Below are 15,607 nucleotides of genomic sequence, written 5' to 3'. Positions count from 1 at the left end.
TCGCCCTCAGAAATTCTTCTTCAGGTCCATGCCCTGATACATCGACGCGACCAGGTCGCCGTAGCCGTTGAACATCAGCGTCTTGCGCTTCGGCGTGAAAAAGCCGTCCTCGCCGATGCGCCGCTCGGTCGCCTGGCTCCAGCGTGGATGATCGACGTTCGGGTTCACGTTCGAATAAAAACCGTACTCGTTCGACGCATACGTGTTCCAGCTCGTCTTCGGCTGCTTGTCGACGAAGCGAATCTTCACAAGCGACTTCGCACTCTTGAAGCCGTACTTCCACGGCACGACGATACGCACCGGCGCGCCGTTCTGGTTCGGCAGCACCTGTCCGTAGACGCCCATCGTCAGCAGCGTCAGCGGATTCATCGCCTCGTCCATCCGCAGCCCTTCCGAGTATGGCCAGTCGAGCACGGGTGTCGACAGGCCGGGCATCTGCGACGGGTCGGCCAGTGTGATGAACTGCACGTATTTCGCATTGCCGGTCGGCTGCACCCGCTTGATCAGCTCGGACAGCGGCACGCCGATCCACGGGATCACCATCGACCATCCCTCGACGCAGCGCAACCGGTACACGCGCTCCTCGAGCGGCGCGAGCTTCAGCAGTTCGTCGAGATCGAACACCTTCGGATGCAACACCTCGCCCTCGACGCTCACACGCCACGGGCGCGGCCGCAGCGTGCCCGCATTCTGCGCGGGGTCGCTCTTGTCGGTGCCGAATTCGTAGAAGTTGTTGTAGGACGTGATGTCCTTGAACGGCGTCACCTTGTCGGCCGCGACGAACTTCGGGTTCGTTTTCGCCGCGAGCTTCGCCGCCCGCGCGTCGGGCGACGCATAGGCGGCAAATGCCGCGCCGCTGCCGCCGAGCAGCCCGCCCGCCGCCGCGAGGCCGGCCGCCTGCAACACGCGCCGCCGGTTCTCGAAGAGCGCGCGCGGCGTGATTTCGCCGGGCGCGATATCGCCACCGGTCAGTACGTTCAGCAAAGGGCGTTTGATCCACATCGTGCTGCTCCTCCTGCCTGCGCCGCGCGCAGCTTCATGGGCGTTCGACCGGCCTCATCTTGCGCCGTTCGATGGCCGGACCGCCCGTCCGTTACAAAAGAAAACCGCCGGGCACGCAGTGCACCGGCGGTCTCATAGTCGGACGAGCAGCGGGAATCTTACAGCTTGCCGTAGCTGTGCAGCCCGGACAGGAACATGTTGACGCCGAGGAACGCGAAGGTCGTCACGAGCAGGCCCGTCAGCGCCCACCATGCGGCCACCGTCCCGCGCAGGCCCTTCATCAGGCGCATGTGCAGCCACGCCGCATAGTTGAGCCACACGATCAGCGCCCAGGTTTCCTTCGGGTCCCAGCTCCAGTAGCCGCCCCATGCCTCGGCCGCCCACAGCGCGCCGAGGATCGTCGCGATCGTGAAGAACGCGAAACCGACCGCGATCGACTTGTACATCACGTCGTCGAGCACGTCGAGCGTCGGCAGGCGATCGGCGAGCACACCGCGCTCCTTCATCAGGTACGCGACCGACACCATCGCCGACAGCGCGAAGCTGCCGTAGCCGATGAAGTTCGCCGGCACGTGGATCTTCATCCACCAGCTCTGCAGCGCCGGCACGAGCGGCTGGATCTGCTGCGCATCGCGCGCGACCGAATACCACATCAGGAAGCCCACCGCCGCGCTGATCACCAGCAGCACGAACGCGCCGAGCGAACGCGTCCCGTAGTGGCCTTCGTAATACAGATAGAGCAGCGCGGTGATCAGGCTGAACAGCACGAACACTTCATAGAGGTTCGACACCGGAATGTGCCCGACATCCGCACCGATCAGGTAGGACTCGTACCAGCGCACCATCAGGCCGGTGAAGCCCATCAGCACGGCAACCCACGTGAGCTTCTGGCCGATCGCGGAGCCCGATTCCGAACGCGCGAGCAGGCCGATCCAGTAGAAGATCGTCGCGAGCACGAACAGCGCGCTCATCCACAGGATGGCCGACTGGCTCGACAGGAAGTACTTGAGGAGGAACGCCGAATCGGCGCGCGCGAGATCGCCCTGGTAGATCTGGATCGACAGCAGCGCCAGCACGGCGATCGACGCCATCATCAGCCGCGCGGGCTTCCAGCGCCAGCCGAGCGCGATGAGCGCCGGCACGGTGCCGATCATCACCGCCTTGTCGTAGTAATCCATGTGCGCGTTGTAGTGCACGAGCGCATAGCCCGCGCCCACCACGAGCGCCAGTGCGAACAGCCAGTCGAGCAACGACAGGCGCGCGAGGAACGGACGATCGTCGAACAGCGGTGCCGTGACCGGCGCCTGGGCCGACGCCCGATGGGAAGAGGAAACTTGCGTGAGATCCATGATGTTACCGGGTGGAATTCTCGGAATCGGAACCGCCGCCGGCAGGCGAGCGGGCCGTCGATGCCGCACCGGCCGGCGCGGCATCGCGAGGTGCGGCGTGCAAGGCGGCACCGGCCGCGTCGCGCGTCTGCACGTATTCTTTCTCGAAATCGAAGGTCTTGCGGGCCGTGGACATTGCCATCACCACATCGACGCCCGAACCGGCGTCCTTCAGCCAGAACCAGAGGCGCCGCTCGCGCACGTAGAACATCGAGAAGATGCCGGCGACCAGCAGCAGGCTGCCAAGATACACCAGATTCTTGCCGGGTGCGCGCGTCAACTGAAATACCGAAGCTTGCACCTGCTTGAATGAGTCAAGCTGCAAATAGACCGGCGATCCATACAAAAAGCTGTCGGATAGCGCGTTGATCGCGTTCTGTACGAAACGGATCGTGTCGGTGCCCTGCTGTGCCGCCGGCTCCCCCGCACGCTCGCGCGCGATCTGCCAGACCTCCCACATCGAGCCTTCGAGCATCCGCAGCAGCAGGCTCGCGGCCTTCTCCTGCTCGGCCTTGGGCACCGAGCGATCGATGAACGTCGCCACGGCCTGGAAGCCGCCGATCGGCTGGCCGTCGGCGCCGCGGCCGACGCTGTCGTCGCTCGCCGCAAACAGGGTCAGCACCTTCAACGCACTGTCCTGCAGGCGGCCGCGCAGCGATGCGTCGGTGCCCGGCAGCGAACGCTGCGCGAAGCGCGCGGCGGCTTCGGCGCGCACGGAGGGATCCTCGAGCGCGGCGCGCAGGTGCATCCATTCGCCGATCGAATCCTGGCTGTCGGCCGGAATCCGCATGTAGCGGAACGGGTCGTTCGGGCTCGTGCGCACGCCGGCGAGGAACACGCGCTCGCCGTTCATGTCGACGGGCAGCATGTAGTTGTTGAATTCGCGCGCCTGGCCGTCCTTGCCGCGAATCTTGTACTGCACGGACGGGCCGATGTTGTGGAGCTGCGTCGGCTTCGACGTCTTCGCGCCGGAGCCGAGCCGTTCGTCGAACACTTCCTTCAGCGAGCTCGTCGTCGCCACACCACGCACGTCCGGCTTGCCGTTCGCGTCGGCCATGTTCTCGACGTTGATCGCGCGGAAATCGGCGAACTCGATCGTGTCGCCGTCGGCGCCCGGCATCTGCAGCGGCGCCGAACTGCCGATCGTGCCCTGCACGGGGAAGGTCTTCGCGTTGCCGCCCGTCATCGGATAGGCCGTCATCTGCATCTGCGAGCCGCCGTCCTGGAAGCTCGACTGGTAGATCGACACACCCTTGTACGTGAACGGCTTGTTGACCTCGACGCGCGCCGGGATTTTCCGGCCGGTCTCGCGATCGATCACGACGATGTCGCTCGCGAACAGTTTCGGCATGCCCGTCGTGTAGTAGTCGACGATGAACTTGTTGAGCTGGATCGAGAACGGCAGGTCCTGGATCAGCGAGCCGCTCGGCTGGTTCAGGATCGCGGTCGACACGAACTGGCCCTCGGGCACCCACGCGTAGCCGCGGAACGTCGGGTTCGACGCGGACAGGCGGTGGTCGGGCGAGATTTCGCTGATCGTCGCGCTCGTGTTGACCGGGCTCTTGCCGAACATCCACATCTGGAATTTGATCGGCAGATTGCTGTCGAGCAGGCCGCCGATACAGATCACGACGATCGCGAGGTGCGCGGAAATGTAGCCCCACTTGGTCATCGCGCCGCGCTTCGCGGAGATCAGCGTCGCGCCGTCGTTTTCACGCACGACGTGCTTGTAGCCGGCCTTGGTGACGAAGGTGGCGAGCGTTGCCGCGACGGTCGCGCGCGTGCCGGACGCCGTGTACTCGGCCTTGTGGTGGAAAGCCCGCAGGCTGCCTTCGCGAACCTTGTCCTTCCAGCTCTTTGCATCGGCGAGCATCTTCGGTGCGTTGCGGATCACGCACAGCGAGATCGACACGACGAGGAAGATCAGGATCAGCATGAACCACCACGCGCTGTACACGTTGTACAGGCCGAGCGAGCGGAAGATGTCCGCCCAGAACGGCCCGAACTGGTTCACGTAATTCGGATACGGATCGTCCTGGGTCAGGACCGTGCCGATGATGCTCGCAATCGACAGCACCACCAGCAACGCAATCGCGAAGCGCATCGAGCTCAGCAGCTCGACCGCGCGCTTCGACGCACCCTGACCCGACTTCGACTGCAACCCCGACGTGGTAACGCTCATTCAAACTCCGACTGACAACAAAAAAGGGCAAGGCGGCCGCGACTGCGCGGCGCCCCACCCTTTTCTTGTTCTGACTCCGGCCGCCCTTCGGGCGCCCGGTCATTTCATTCGCGGCTGACCGCTCAACGCAGGCCCGCGATGTAATCCGCGACGGCCTTGATCTCGTTGTCCGACAGCCGCGTCGCGATCTGATGCATCGCCTCGTTGTTGTTGCGCGCGCCGGCACCCTGCTGGAACGCGGTCAACTGCGCGACCGTGTAATCGGCCCACTGCCCCGACAGACGCGGATACTGGACCGGGAGACCCTGCCCTGTCGGCCCGTGGCAGCTCGCGCAGGCGGGTACGCCCTTCTCCGCGATGCCGCCGCGATAGATCTTCTGGCCGATCGGCACAGTCGCCGCATCGCGTGCGGTGCCGAGCTTCGTCGTCTGCGACCCGTAGTACGCGGCGACGTTGCGCATGTCGTCCGCGCTCAGCGCGCTCGCGAATCCGACCATCACCGCGTTGGTCCGCACCGGCCCCTTCGCGCCCGGCTGCGTCTTGAAGTCGTTCAACTGCTTGACCAGATATTCGGGATGCTGGCCGGCAAGCTTCGGGAAACTGCCCGACGCGCTATTGCCATCGGCACCGTGACACGATGCGCACACCTGCCCGGCAATCGCCTTGCCGCGGTCGAGATCCGGCTTTGCCGCCTCCGCCGCGTTTGCCTCCGCCACGAAACCTACGAACCCTGCTGCAACCTGAAGCACCATCAGAGACTTGCACAGTCGATTCATTCGCACACCCTGTTTCGTCTTGTGGGAATTTGAGGTTCTGCAAAAAACGACGGCGTTCAGTCTACCGCAGAAGCCACATAAAAGCGCGAGGCAGGCGCCCGGTGGCCTTCGGCAAAACCGCCGTATTGTACAATATCGCGTTGAAAGCTCCCGCGCCTATCGGGGCTACCCCGCCTCCACCAAGCGGCTCGCGCCGCCCGTCCTTCCGGTTCCCATGGCCTTTCTGCTCCATCAAGCCCGCTTCTACACGACCGTCAACCATCTGCGCGACCTGCCGCCGACGGTCCAGCCGGAAATCGCGTTCGCGGGCCGCTCGAATGCCGGCAAGTCGACGGCGATCAACGTGCTGTGCAACCAGAAGCGGCTGGCCTTCGCGTCGAAGACGCCCGGCCGCACGCAGCATATCAACTACTTCTCCGTCGGCCCGGCCGCCGAGCCCGTCGCGAATCTCGTCGACCTGCCCGGCTACGGCTACGCGGAAGTGCCCGGCGCCGCCAAGGCCCACTGGGAAATGCTGCTGTCGTCCTACCTGGCAACCCGCTCGCAGCTTTGCGGCCTGATTCTGATGATGGATTCGCGCCGCCCGCTCACCGACCTCGATCGCCGCATGATCGAGTGGTTCGTACCGACCGGCAAGCCGATCCACACGCTGCTGACGAAGTGCGACAAATTGACGCGGCAAGAAAGCATCAATGCGCTGCGGACCACGCAAAAGGGGCTCGATGCGTATCGTGACCAGGGCGTCCAGGGCAAGCTGACGGTCCAGCTGTTCTCTGCGATGAAGCGCACGGGGCTCGACGAGGCGCACGAACTGATTGAGAGCTGGGTGCGGCCGTCCGCCGCCGACGAAAAAAGCGAGCCTGTAGCACAATGATCGGGCAACGCGCGGCCGGGATCGGCGGCGCGCACCTGACGGCGCCTGCGGATTCGGCCGGCTCATAAAAAAACCCGCCGTTGAACGGCGGGTCAAACAGCCTAATCGAAAAACGACAGGCACCCGCTCAGGGAGGAGAAGCGGGGAGCTGCACGCGACGCGTGCCGCTCGATCGCTATCATATACCAACGCTCCCGAAAATGACCGAAGGGTTCCGTAAGGTCCTTCTTGCCCTGATTTCTACCCAATCGCCATGAGCTTTCATCCGCTTCATCGTCCGCGCCGGATGCGCCGCGACGACTTCTCCCGGCGCCTGATGCGCGAAAACCGCCTGACCACCGACGACCTGATCTATCCGGTATTCGTCGTCGAAGGCACCAACGAACGGCAGCCGGTGCCGTCGATGCCCGGCGTCGAACGCGTGTCCGTCGATCTGCTGATGCATGTCGCCGAGCAATGCGTCGAACTCGGCGTGCCTGTGCTGTCGCTGTTCCCGGCCATCGAGCCGTCGGTGAAAACGCCTGACGGCCGCGAGGCAGCCAACCCGGAAGGCCTGATCCCGCGCGCGGTGCGCGAGCTGAAGAAGCGCTTCCCCGAACTCGGCGTGCTGACCGACGTCGCACTCGATCCGTACACGAGCCACGGCCAGGACGGCGTGCTCGACGAGAACGGCTACGTGATCAACGACGACACGATCGAGATCCTGATCGATCAGGCACGCGCACAGGCGGAAGCCGGCGTCGACATCGTCGCGCCGTCGGACATGATGGACGGCCGCATCGGCGCAATCCGCGAGATGCTGGAAAGCGACGGCCATATCCATACGCGCATCATGGCCTATTCGGCCAAGTTCGCATCGGCGTTCTATGGCCCGTTCCGCGACGCGGTCGGCTCGGCGTCCAACCTGGGCAAGGGCAACAAGATGACCTACCAGATGGATCCGGCGAACAGCGACGAAGCGTTGCGCGAAGTGCGCCTCGACATCGACGAAGGCGCCGACATGGTGATGGTCAAGCCCGGCATGCCGTATCTCGACATCGTGCGCCGGGTGAAGGACGAGTTCCGCTTCCCGACCTACGTGTACCAGGTGAGCGGCGAATACGCGATGCTGAAGGCCGCCGCGATGAACGGGTGGCTCGACCACGACAAGGTCGTGCTCGAATCGCTGCTCGCGTTCAAGCGTGCGGGCGCCGACGGCGTGCTCACGTACTTCGCACTCGACGCCGCACGCCTCCTGAAAGCGCAGCGCTGAGCCACGCGCCGGCAGCGCCACGAAAAACGGCGGGACACTTCGGTGTCCCGCCGTTTTCGTTTGCAGTCGGTGTACAAGCCACCGACAAGCGTGCGCTACACCGTTGGTACCGCCGCGCGATCGAGACTGCGCAGAAACGTCTCGGCCGCCTGATAGCCGACCACACGGCCGATTTCGTTGCCGTTGCGATCGAAGAAGATGATGCCCGGCGGCCCGAACAGGTTGAAGCGCTTGAGCAGCGCCTGGTCGTCCGGATTGTTCGCGGTGACGTCCGCACGTACCAGGTGAAGCTGCGCGAGCCGCGCCTGCACGCGTGAATCCGTGAACGTCAGATGCTCCATCTCCTTGCAGCTCACGCACCAGTCGGCGTAGAAGTCGAGCATCACGGGCTGGCCCGACGTCTTCAGCAGCGCGTCGAGTTCGCCGCTGGAGCGCACCGACGCGAACGCCGGCCCCTGCTGCCCGGCAGCCGCGCCGGCTGCCGACACATCGCCCGACGCGACCGTGCGCGCAGCAAGGACAGCCAGCGGTTTCACGGGGTCGTTGGAGCCCGCTGCAAGACCGACCAGCAGCGTCGCCGCCCAGATCGCGAGCGCGGCGCCGAGGCCACGGCCGAGGCGGCGCCAGATCGACGCGGCGCCGGCATGCGGCGTGAACAGGCCAAGTGCCGCAGCCGCGATGAGCAGCCACAACGCGGCGAGCACCATCTTCAGGCCGCCGGCCAGCACCGGCCACACGATCCACAGCGCGGCCGCGAGCAGCACGATGCCGAAGAACACCTTCACGCCGTCCATCCATGCACCTGCGCGCGGCAGCACCGTACCCGCACCGATGCCGACCACGAGCAACGGCACGCCGAGCCCCAACCCCATCGCGAACAGCGCGGCACCGCCGAGCAGTGCATTGCCCGTGTGTGCGATGAAAGCGAGCACCGCGAACAGCGGCGCCGTCATGCATGCGCCGACCACCAGCGCGGACAACGCGCCCATCGCGGCAACCGCAACGAAGTGACCGCCCTGTCGCGCGCTCGACACTTCGGCTGCACCGTTCTGCCAGCGCGCGGGCAGCGCGATGTCCTTGCCCGAAATCAGCGACACCGCGAACGCGGTGAGCAGCACGCCGAACGTGCCGAGCACCCACGGGTTCTGCAGCCACGCGCCGAGGCTCTGGCCGATCAGCGCCGCGGCGATGCCCAGCACCGTATAGACGAGCGCCATACCGACCACGTACGTCAGCGACAGCGCAAAGCCGCGCGCATGCGTCGCGCGCGTGCCCTGGCCGATGATGATCGCCGACACAATCGGGATCATCGGGTACGAACACGGCAGGAGGCTCAGCACGACGCCCGCGACGAAATACAGCGCGACGATCGTGAAGAAGCCGTGCCCCTCGAGCAGCGACTGCGCGAAATCGGCGCTCGTGACCTTGTCGAACCAACTGCCCTCGGCAGCCGCATCGCCGGAAGACGAGGCCGCACCCAGCGCGGAGCCGTCGACCTTCACGACGTGCTCGGCGGGCGGATAGCAGATCCCTTCGTCGGCGCAGCCCTGCGACGTCACCGCGAGCTCGAACGGCCCCTGCGCCTGCTTGACGGGCACGTGAACGACGACTTCGTCGCGGTAGGTCTCGACATTCTTCTGGAACGTCTGGTCGAACTTCACATGGCCGGCGGGGAACTGCGGCTCGCCGAGCGTCGCCTGCCCGCTCTTCACCGCGAACGCGAACCGCTCGCGGTACAGGTAATAGCCGTTGGCGACCTTGAAGCGGACGTCCACCTGCCCCGGCGATTCGCTCGCGCTGAACTTGAACGCCACCGACGGATCGAGGAAATCGTCGGCCGCGCGCGCGACCGACAGGCCGCCGCCCAGCACGAGCATGAACGACAACAGGACTGCGAGGAACCGCAGCGCGCGCACGCGCACGGAAAGCGCCATACCGTTAAACATGAAATAGACGTTGAGTTTCGCTGGTCACCCACTGGCCGTAAGCGGCCGAGGCCGTCGCCTGCCACGAGACGATTTCCGGCGTCTCGTATGGATGATGCGCGAGAATAAATCGCTCCAGTTCGAGCGCCCGCACGGGGCTCGTCTTGAACAGCAACTGGATCTCGTCGGCCGTTTCGACCTTGCCCTGCCAGTGATAGCGCGACCTGATCGCACCGAGCTCCGACACACACGCGGCAAGCCGCGCATCGAGCGCACCGGCGGAAAGCGCTTCGGCGGTCGCGGCATCGGGCACCGTCGTCAGCATCAGCACCACTATCATCCGCGCCCTCCTGGCTGGTCTATCGGCACCTGACTCCTGCCGACGCACATTGCCCACCCGGGAGCGCACCGGCTGCCCCGTATCGTAGCGCAGCCCGCGCAACGCTGCCGGCACCACCCTGCGACAATCGATCGCAGCCGCCGCTTCAAAAACAAAAAGGGCCAAGCAATTGCTCGGCCCCTTTCAGATACTGCTGCGTACCGGAAGCTTATTCAGCTTCTTGCACGTTTTCCGTTTCGTCGACTTCCGGACGATCGAGCAGTTCGACCAGTGCCATCGGTGCGTTGTCGCCCACGCGGAAGCCGAACTTCAGCACGCGCAGGTAGCCGCCCGGACGGTTCGCGAAACGCGGACCGAGCACGTCGAACAGCTTCGCCACCGAGTCACGATCGCGCAGGCGGTTGAACGCCAGGCGACGGTTTGCCAGCGACGGCTTCTTGCCGAGCGTGATCAGCGGCTCGACGACTTTACGGAGTTCCTTCGCCTTCGGCAGCGTCGTCTTGATGACTTCGTGCTCGATCAGCGAGTTGGACATGTTACGGAGCATAGCCAGACGGTGGCTGCTCGTGCGGTTCAGTTTCCGCAGACCATGACGATGGCGCATTTCAGTTTCCTTGATTCAAAGTTTTGATCCAGCTCTTCTATCGCACCTCGATGGGTGCACGGGCCGGTAACGAAAAAAGCAAGATGCGGATTTTAAAGGAAAATCCGCATCTTTGCCAACTACAGCAACAGCAGCGCTACAAGCGGGCTTACTTGTCGAGACCAGCCGGCGGCCAGTTTTCGAGCTTCATGCCCAGCGTGAGACCGCGCGAAGCGAGCACTTCCTTGATCTCGTTGAGCGACTTGCGACCGAGGTTCGGCGTCTTCAGCAGCTCGTTTTCCGTGCGCTGGATGAGATCGCCGATGTAGTAGATGTTCTCGGCCTTCAGGCAGTTCGCCGAACGAACCGTCAGCTCGAGATCGTCCACCGGACGCAGGAGGATCGGATCGATCTGCGGTGCACGCGACGGCGCTTCGGCTGCCGTTTCCGTGCCTTCCAGCGCCGCGAACACGGACAGCTGGTCGACCAGGATGCGGGCCGATTGACGGATCGCTTCTTCCGGCGTGATCACACCGCTCGTTTCGATGTTCATCACGAGCTTGTCGAGGTCGGTACGCTGCTCGACACGTGCGCTTTCGACCGCATAGCTCACGCGGCGAACCGGCGAGAACGATGCGTCGAGGACGATGCGGCCGATGATCTTGGCCGTGTCTTCGCCGTAGCGACGGACGTTGCCGGGCACATAGCCGCGACCCTTTTCGATCTTGATCTGAACGTCGAGCTTGCCACCCTTCGACAGGTGCGCAATCACGTGATTCGGGTTGATGACTTCGCAGTCATGAGCCAGCTCGATATCGCCGGCCGTGACAACGCCTTCACCTTCCTTGCGCAGCGTAACCGTCACTTCGTCACGGTTATGCAGCTTGAACACCACGCCCTTCAGGTTCAGCAGCAGGTTGACGACGTCTTCCTGCACGCCATCCAGCGTCGAGTACTCGTGCACCACGCCCGCGATCGTCACTTCGGTCGGCGCGTAGCCAACCATCGACGACAGCAGCACGCGGCGAAGCGCATTGCCCAAGGTATGGCCGTAACCGCGTTCGAACGGTTCCATGACCACCCTCGCGTGGTTCTCGCCCAGCGATTCCACGGCGATGATCTTGGGTTTCAGCAAACTGGTTTGCATGGGCTTTCCTTTTCAATACCCTCGGCTCGTTACACCGATAAGGCTGACCGGTAACAACCAGAAAATAAACAGCCGAGGCCCCTCCTTGCGCAACGCAATCGGGGTACCTCGGCCGTCAATCGGATTAACGCGAATACAATTCGACGATCAGGCTTTCGTTGATGTCGCCTGCGATTTCAGCGCGTTCCGGCATTTGCTTGAACGTGCCTTCGAACTTCTTCGCATCGACTGCAACCCAGCTCGGCATGCCGCCTTGCTCGGCCAGCGACAGCGCTTCGACGATACGCGCTTGCTTCTTCGCCTTTTCGCGGATCGCGACGATGTCACCCGCCTTCACTTGCTGCGACGGGACGTTTGCGACGACGCCGTTCACGGTGATCGACTTGTGGCTCACCAGCTGACGCGCTTCAGCGCGGGTCGAGCCGAAGCCCATGCGATACACGACGTTGTCGAGGCGCGACTCGAGCAGTTGCAGCAGGTTTTCACCCGTGTTGCCCTTGCGGCGGTCGGCTTCAGCGAAGTAGCGACGGAACTGACGCTCCAGCACGCCGTAAATGCGCTTGACCTTCTGCTTTTCACGCAGCTGCGTACCGTAGTCGGACGTACGTGCGCCCGAGGTACGGCCGTGCTGGCCCGGCTTGCTGTCGAGCTTGCACTTGTCGGCGAGCGAGCGGCGCGCGCTCTTCAGGAACAGGTCGGTGCCTTCACGGCGGGACAGCTTGGCCTTAGGGCCGATATAACGTGCCACTTTGCATTCCTTTATCAATCAGTCACGCGGATCGAAATCCGCGCTAGTTCGCTCCCTTTGGGGCGAACGGTGGGCTTAGTCAATCAAAAAAGCAACGCCCGTCGACGCTACGCGGCGACAGGCAATGTGCCAGCACGAACGTGCCAGCACATCTTTAGATACGACGACGCTTCGGCGGACGGCAGCCGTTGTGCGGAATCGGGGTGACATCCGAAATCGCGGTGATCTTGATGCCGAGGCCGTGCAGTGCGCGCACTGCCGACTCACGACCCGGGCCCGGGCCCTTGATCCGCACTTCCAGATTCTTCACGCCGTATTCCATCGCGACGCGGCCAGCCGACTCGGCTGCGACCTGGGCAGCGAACGGCGTCGATTTGCGCGAGCCCTTGAAGCCCTGACCGCCCGACGTCGCCCATGCCAGTGCGTTGCCTTGGCGATCGGTGATCGTGATGATCGTGTTGTTGAACGACGCGTGAACGTGAACCACGCCTTCAGCGACGTTCTTCTTAACCTTCTTGCGAACGCGTTGCGCCGCGGTGTTCGAAGCCTTAGCCATTACGTTTTCCTGTAACTGTCAGTTCCGCTTACTTCTTCAGCGCTTGCGCTGCACGACGCGGACCCTTGCGAGTACGTGCGTTCGTACGCGTACGCTGACCGCGCATCGGCAGGCCCTTGCGATGACGAACACCACGGTAGCAACCGAGGTCCATCAGGCGCTTGATGTTCATCGTCACTTCACGGCGCAGATCGCCTTCGACGACAAACTTGCCCACTTCTTCACGCAGCTTTTCCAAGTCTGCGTCGGTCAAGTCCTTGACCTTCTTCGAAAAATCGACGCCAGCTGCCACGCAGATGCTGCGCGAACGGGTGCGGCCGATACCGAAGATAGCCGTCAGGCCAATCTCGGTATGCTGGTGATTCGGGATGTTAACCCCTGCGATACGAGCCATTGTTTTTCCTCAAACAAAAAGCGCAAACAAACGCGCGGTCAGCCTTGGCGCTGCTTGTGGCGCGGATCCGAGCTGCAGATCACGCGAACGACGCCTTTGCGCTTGATGATCTTGCAATTGCGGCAAATGCGCTTAACCGATGCCATCACTTTCATGATAATACCCTTTTTTCAAATCACTTCGCCCGGAACACGATCCGCGCACGAGACAGATCGTAAGGCGTCAATTCAACCGTCACCTTGTCGCCCGGGAGAATGCGGATGTAGTGCATCCGCATCTTTCCGGAGATATGCCCCAACACGACATGGCCGTTTTCCAGCTTCACGCGGAAGGTCGCATTCGGGAGGTTTTCGATCACCTCGCCCTGCATCTGGATTACATCGTCTTTGGCCATAGTCCTTATTAACGCATTGGGATGTTGCCGCCCTTGAAGTTAGCCTTCTTGAGCAGTGACTCATACTGTTGCGACATAACGTACGACTGCACCTGCGCCATAAAGTCCATCGTGACGACGACAATGATCAGCAGCGACGTTCCACCAAAATAAAACGGCACGTTCCAGCGCAGCACCAGGAATTCCGGCAGCAGACACACGAAGACGATGTAGATCGCACCGGCCAGCGTCAGACGCGTGAGGATGCGGTCGATATATCGTGCGGTCTGATCGCCCGGACGGATACCCGGAACAAACGCGCCGCTCTTCTTCAGGTTGTCTGCGGTTTCCCTGCTGTTGAACACCAGTGCGGTGTAGAAGAAGCAGAAAAACACGATCGCCAGCGTGTACAGCAACACATAGACCGGCTGGCCCGGCTTCAGCGCTTCCGCAACGTTATGCAACGTGTTGGAAATCCAGCTTCCCGTCGGCTGACCGGTACTGAACCAGCCGAGAATCGTTGCCGGGAACAGAATGATCGACGATGCGAAGATCGGCGGAATCACACCCGACATGTTCAACTTCAGCGGCAGATGCGACGACTGCCCACCGTAGATCTTGTTGCCGACCTGGCGCTTCGCGTAGTTCACGAGGATCTTGCGCTGCCCGCGTTCGATGAACACGACCAGGTAAGTCACCGCGGCAATCAGGACGACGATGATGATCGCCGAAATGATGCTCATCGAACCCGTACGCACCAGCTCGAACAATCCACCGACGGCATTCGGGAACCCTGCTGCGATCCCGCCGAAGATGATGATCGAGATACCGTTGCCCAGACCACGCTCGGTAATCTGCTCGCCGAGCCACATCAGGAACATCGTGCCGGTAACCAGCGTCACGACCGTCGTCAGACGGAACAGCATGCCGGGATCGGTGACGAGGCCCGGCTGGTTTTCCAGCGCAGCCGCGATACCGAACGCCTGGAAGGTCGCGAGCACGACGGTGAAATACCGTGTGTACTGCGTGATCTTCCGTTGCCCTGCCTGCCCTTCCTTCTTCAGCGCCTCGAGCTGCGGCGATACGATCGCCAGCAACTGCATGATGATCGACGCCGAAATGTACGGCATGATCCCCAGCGCAAAGATCGTGAAGCGGGAAAGCGCGCCACCCGAGAACATGTTGAACATGCCCAGGATGCCGCCCGCCTGGCTCTGGAACAGCTTAGCCAGTTGATCCGGATCGATGCCCGGCACGGGAATGTGCGCGCCGATGCGATAGACGATCAGCGCCAGGAGCAGGAACATCGCTCGCCGGCGCAGATCGCCGAATTTCGCCGTGCTTCGACCGGGTTTTGCAAGACTCGGGCTGTTAGCCAAGTACCTTCTCCGATGAATGCAAATGACGACGCGCTAGCGTGTCACTCGGCGAACGAACCGCCAGCCGCTTCGATCGCAGCACGCGCACCCTTGGTGGCACCGAGACCCTTCACGACGATCTTGCGCTTCAGTTCGCCCGTCGCGATGATCTTTGCGCTCTTCGTCAGCTCGCCGACCAGGCCGGCTTGCTTCAGTGCGAGCAGATCGATCTCATCGACCGGCAGCTTCTCGAGGTCGCCCAGGCGCACTTCACCGACGAATTCCTTCGTCAGCGACGTGAAGCCGCGCTTCGGCAGACGACGTTGCAGCGGCATCTGACCGCCTTCGAAACCGACTTTGTGGAAGCCGCCCGAACGCGATTTCTGACCCTTGTGACCACGGCCAGCCGTCTTGCCGAGGCCCGAACCGATGCCACGGCCGACGCGACGCTTGGCGTGCTTGGCGCCAGCTGCCGGCTTCAGGTTATTCAATTCCATATCAACTCCTTGATCCGTAGGGCCGCTTACGCGATGACCTTAACGAGGTACGAGACCTTGTTGATCATGCCGCGGACCGCCGGCGTGTCCTGAAGCTCGCTGACCGAGTTGAGTCGGCGCAGGCCCAGGCCACGCACGGTCGCGCGGTGCGATTCGCGGGTCCCGATCAGGCTCTTAACGAGCTGAACCTTGACAGTTTTTTCAGACATGGT

Annotated in this window: 18 protein-coding genes; 2 read left to right on the top strand and 16 right to left on the bottom strand. The window is 63.0% G+C overall.

Annotation, left to right across the window (positions count from 1 at the left end):
* Positions 1 to 6 precede the first annotated feature (6 nt).
* From msrP to FOZ70_RS32950, 4 genes are all read right to left on the bottom strand, one after another.
* Complete coding sequence (gene msrP, locus FOZ70_RS32965; protein WP_219707587.1) at positions 7 to 1,002, bottom strand: protein-methionine-sulfoxide reductase catalytic subunit MsrP; 996 nt, start codon at positions 1,000 to 1,002, stop codon at positions 7 to 9.
* 158 nt (positions 1,003 to 1,160) lie between these two features.
* The gene (ccsB, locus tag FOZ70_RS32960) at positions 1,161 to 2,351 is read right to left on the bottom strand and encodes a c-type cytochrome biogenesis protein CcsB (RefSeq protein WP_021161740.1); all 1,191 of its coding nucleotides are present in this window, start codon (positions 2,349 to 2,351) and stop codon (positions 1,161 to 1,163) included.
* Positions 2,352 to 2,355: 4 nt separating this feature from the next.
* A complete protein-coding gene (locus FOZ70_RS32955; RefSeq protein ID WP_021161739.1) occupies positions 2,356 to 4,572 on the bottom strand; it encodes a cytochrome c biogenesis protein ResB in 2,217 nt (738 codons plus the stop codon).
* Positions 4,573 to 4,694: 122 nt separating this feature from the next.
* Positions 4,695 to 5,348: a c-type cytochrome gene (locus FOZ70_RS32950; protein WP_027788576.1), complete on the bottom strand. Its 654-nt coding sequence runs from the start codon at positions 5,346 to 5,348 to the stop codon at positions 4,695 to 4,697.
* 214 nt (positions 5,349 to 5,562) lie between these two features.
* Between FOZ70_RS32950 and yihA the strand changes: the two genes are divergently transcribed.
* Together yihA and hemB are read left to right on the top strand one after the other, a co-directional pair.
* A complete protein-coding gene (gene yihA / locus FOZ70_RS32945) occupies positions 5,563 to 6,222 on the top strand; it encodes a ribosome biogenesis GTP-binding protein YihA/YsxC (protein WP_021161737.1) in 660 nt (219 codons plus the stop codon).
* Between the two features lie 253 nt (positions 6,223 to 6,475).
* The gene (hemB, locus tag FOZ70_RS32940; protein ID WP_021161736.1) at positions 6,476 to 7,474 is read left to right on the top strand and encodes a porphobilinogen synthase; all 999 of its coding nucleotides are present in this window, start codon (positions 6,476 to 6,478) and stop codon (positions 7,472 to 7,474) included.
* Between the two features lie 95 nt (positions 7,475 to 7,569).
* Here the strand turns inward: hemB and dsbD are convergent, their stop codons facing one another.
* From dsbD to rpmD, 12 genes are all read right to left on the bottom strand, one after another.
* On the bottom strand, positions 7,570 to 9,420 hold the full coding sequence (dsbD, locus tag FOZ70_RS32935; RefSeq protein ID WP_219707586.1) for a protein-disulfide reductase DsbD: 1,851 nt from the start codon (positions 9,418 to 9,420) through the stop codon (positions 7,570 to 7,572).
* On the bottom strand, positions 9,413 to 9,739 hold the full coding sequence (gene cutA, locus FOZ70_RS32930; RefSeq protein ID WP_021161734.1) for a divalent-cation tolerance protein CutA: 327 nt from the start codon (positions 9,737 to 9,739) through the stop codon (positions 9,413 to 9,415). Before cutA ends, dsbD begins: the two co-directional genes overlap by 8 nt.
* A gap of 208 nt (positions 9,740 to 9,947) precedes the next feature.
* Positions 9,948 to 10,343 (bottom strand): 50S ribosomal protein L17, encoded by a 396-nt coding sequence (gene rplQ, locus FOZ70_RS32925; RefSeq protein ID WP_006477175.1) that lies wholly within the window; start codon positions 10,341 to 10,343, stop codon positions 9,948 to 9,950.
* A gap of 148 nt (positions 10,344 to 10,491) precedes the next feature.
* Positions 10,492 to 11,469 (bottom strand): DNA-directed RNA polymerase subunit alpha, encoded by a 978-nt coding sequence (rpoA, locus tag FOZ70_RS32920; protein ID WP_006477176.1) that lies wholly within the window; start codon positions 11,467 to 11,469, stop codon positions 10,492 to 10,494.
* A gap of 124 nt (positions 11,470 to 11,593) precedes the next feature.
* Positions 11,594 to 12,217 (bottom strand): 30S ribosomal protein S4, encoded by a 624-nt coding sequence (gene rpsD, locus FOZ70_RS32915; protein WP_021161733.1) that lies wholly within the window; start codon positions 12,215 to 12,217, stop codon positions 11,594 to 11,596.
* A 154-nt stretch (positions 12,218 to 12,371) separates the two neighbouring features.
* On the bottom strand, positions 12,372 to 12,773 hold the full coding sequence (gene rpsK, locus FOZ70_RS32910; protein WP_004197937.1) for a 30S ribosomal protein S11: 402 nt from the start codon (positions 12,771 to 12,773) through the stop codon (positions 12,372 to 12,374).
* 28 nt (positions 12,774 to 12,801) lie between these two features.
* The gene (gene rpsM, locus FOZ70_RS32905) at positions 12,802 to 13,167 is read right to left on the bottom strand and encodes a 30S ribosomal protein S13 (RefSeq protein ID WP_006400641.1); all 366 of its coding nucleotides are present in this window, start codon (positions 13,165 to 13,167) and stop codon (positions 12,802 to 12,804) included.
* Between the two features lie 38 nt (positions 13,168 to 13,205).
* Positions 13,206 to 13,322 (bottom strand): 50S ribosomal protein L36, encoded by a 117-nt coding sequence (gene rpmJ, locus FOZ70_RS32900; protein ID WP_004199844.1) that lies wholly within the window; start codon positions 13,320 to 13,322, stop codon positions 13,206 to 13,208.
* Positions 13,323 to 13,342: 20 nt separating this feature from the next.
* On the bottom strand, positions 13,343 to 13,561 hold the full coding sequence (infA, locus tag FOZ70_RS32895) for a translation initiation factor IF-1 (RefSeq protein ID WP_004521905.1): 219 nt from the start codon (positions 13,559 to 13,561) through the stop codon (positions 13,343 to 13,345).
* An 8-nt stretch (positions 13,562 to 13,569) separates the two neighbouring features.
* Positions 13,570 to 14,919, bottom strand: coding sequence for a preprotein translocase subunit SecY (gene secY / locus FOZ70_RS32890; RefSeq protein WP_006482915.1), 1,350 nt, complete (start codon positions 14,917 to 14,919; stop codon positions 13,570 to 13,572).
* Positions 14,920 to 14,960: 41 nt separating this feature from the next.
* Positions 14,961 to 15,395, bottom strand: coding sequence for a 50S ribosomal protein L15 (gene rplO / locus FOZ70_RS32885; RefSeq protein ID WP_006482880.1), 435 nt, complete (start codon positions 15,393 to 15,395; stop codon positions 14,961 to 14,963).
* Between the two features lie 26 nt (positions 15,396 to 15,421).
* Positions 15,422 to 15,604: a 50S ribosomal protein L30 gene (gene rpmD, locus FOZ70_RS32880; RefSeq protein ID WP_006400644.1), complete on the bottom strand. Its 183-nt coding sequence runs from the start codon at positions 15,602 to 15,604 to the stop codon at positions 15,422 to 15,424.
* Between the last annotated feature and the right edge of the window lie 3 nt (positions 15,605 to 15,607).

This window comes from Burkholderia sp. COPS (assembly GCF_019425585.1).
GTDB lineage: Bacteria > Pseudomonadota > Gammaproteobacteria > Burkholderiales > Burkholderiaceae > Burkholderia > Burkholderia cepacia.
The sequence above is the reverse complement of the archived record's forward strand: the minus strand, read 5'-3'. Positions and strand labels throughout refer to the sequence as shown.

Bases quoted from the DNA above. Each gene is read 5' to 3' on its own strand.
- msrP (WP_219707587.1), bottom strand. From the start codon at position 1,002: ATGTGGATCAAACGCCCTTTGCTGAACGTACTGACCGGTGGCGATATC.
- ccsB (WP_021161740.1), bottom strand. From the start codon at position 2,351: ATGGATCTCACGCAAGTTTCCTCTTCCCATCGGGCGTCGGCCCAGGCG.
- FOZ70_RS32955 (WP_021161739.1), bottom strand. From the start codon at position 4,572: ATGAGCGTTACCACGTCGGGGTTGCAGTCGAAGTCGGGTCAGGGTGCG.
- FOZ70_RS32950 (WP_027788576.1), bottom strand. From the start codon at position 5,348: ATGAATCGACTGTGCAAGTCTCTGATGGTGCTTCAGGTTGCAGCAGGG.
- yihA (WP_021161737.1), top strand. From the start codon at position 5,563: ATGGCCTTTCTGCTCCATCAAGCCCGCTTCTACACGACCGTCAACCAT.
- hemB (WP_021161736.1), top strand. From the start codon at position 6,476: ATGAGCTTTCATCCGCTTCATCGTCCGCGCCGGATGCGCCGCGACGAC.
- dsbD (WP_219707586.1), bottom strand. From the start codon at position 9,420: ATGTTTAACGGTATGGCGCTTTCCGTGCGCGTGCGCGCGCTGCGGTTC.
- cutA (WP_021161734.1), bottom strand. From the start codon at position 9,739: ATGATAGTGGTGCTGATGCTGACGACGGTGCCCGATGCCGCGACCGCC.
- rplQ (WP_006477175.1), bottom strand. From the start codon at position 10,343: ATGCGCCATCGTCATGGTCTGCGGAAACTGAACCGCACGAGCAGCCAC.
- rpoA (WP_006477176.1), bottom strand. From the start codon at position 11,469: ATGCAAACCAGTTTGCTGAAACCCAAGATCATCGCCGTGGAATCGCTG.
- rpsK (WP_004197937.1), bottom strand. From the start codon at position 12,773: ATGGCTAAGGCTTCGAACACCGCGGCGCAACGCGTTCGCAAGAAGGTT.
- rpsM (WP_006400641.1), bottom strand. From the start codon at position 13,167: ATGGCTCGTATCGCAGGGGTTAACATCCCGAATCACCAGCATACCGAG.
- rpmJ (WP_004199844.1), bottom strand. From the start codon at position 13,322: ATGAAAGTGATGGCATCGGTTAAGCGCATTTGCCGCAATTGCAAGATC.
- infA (WP_004521905.1), bottom strand. From the start codon at position 13,561: ATGGCCAAAGACGATGTAATCCAGATGCAGGGCGAGGTGATCGAAAAC.
- rplO (WP_006482880.1), bottom strand. From the start codon at position 15,395: ATGGAATTGAATAACCTGAAGCCGGCAGCTGGCGCCAAGCACGCCAAG.
- rpmD (WP_006400644.1), bottom strand. From the start codon at position 15,604: ATGTCTGAAAAAACTGTCAAGGTTCAGCTCGTTAAGAGCCTGATCGGG.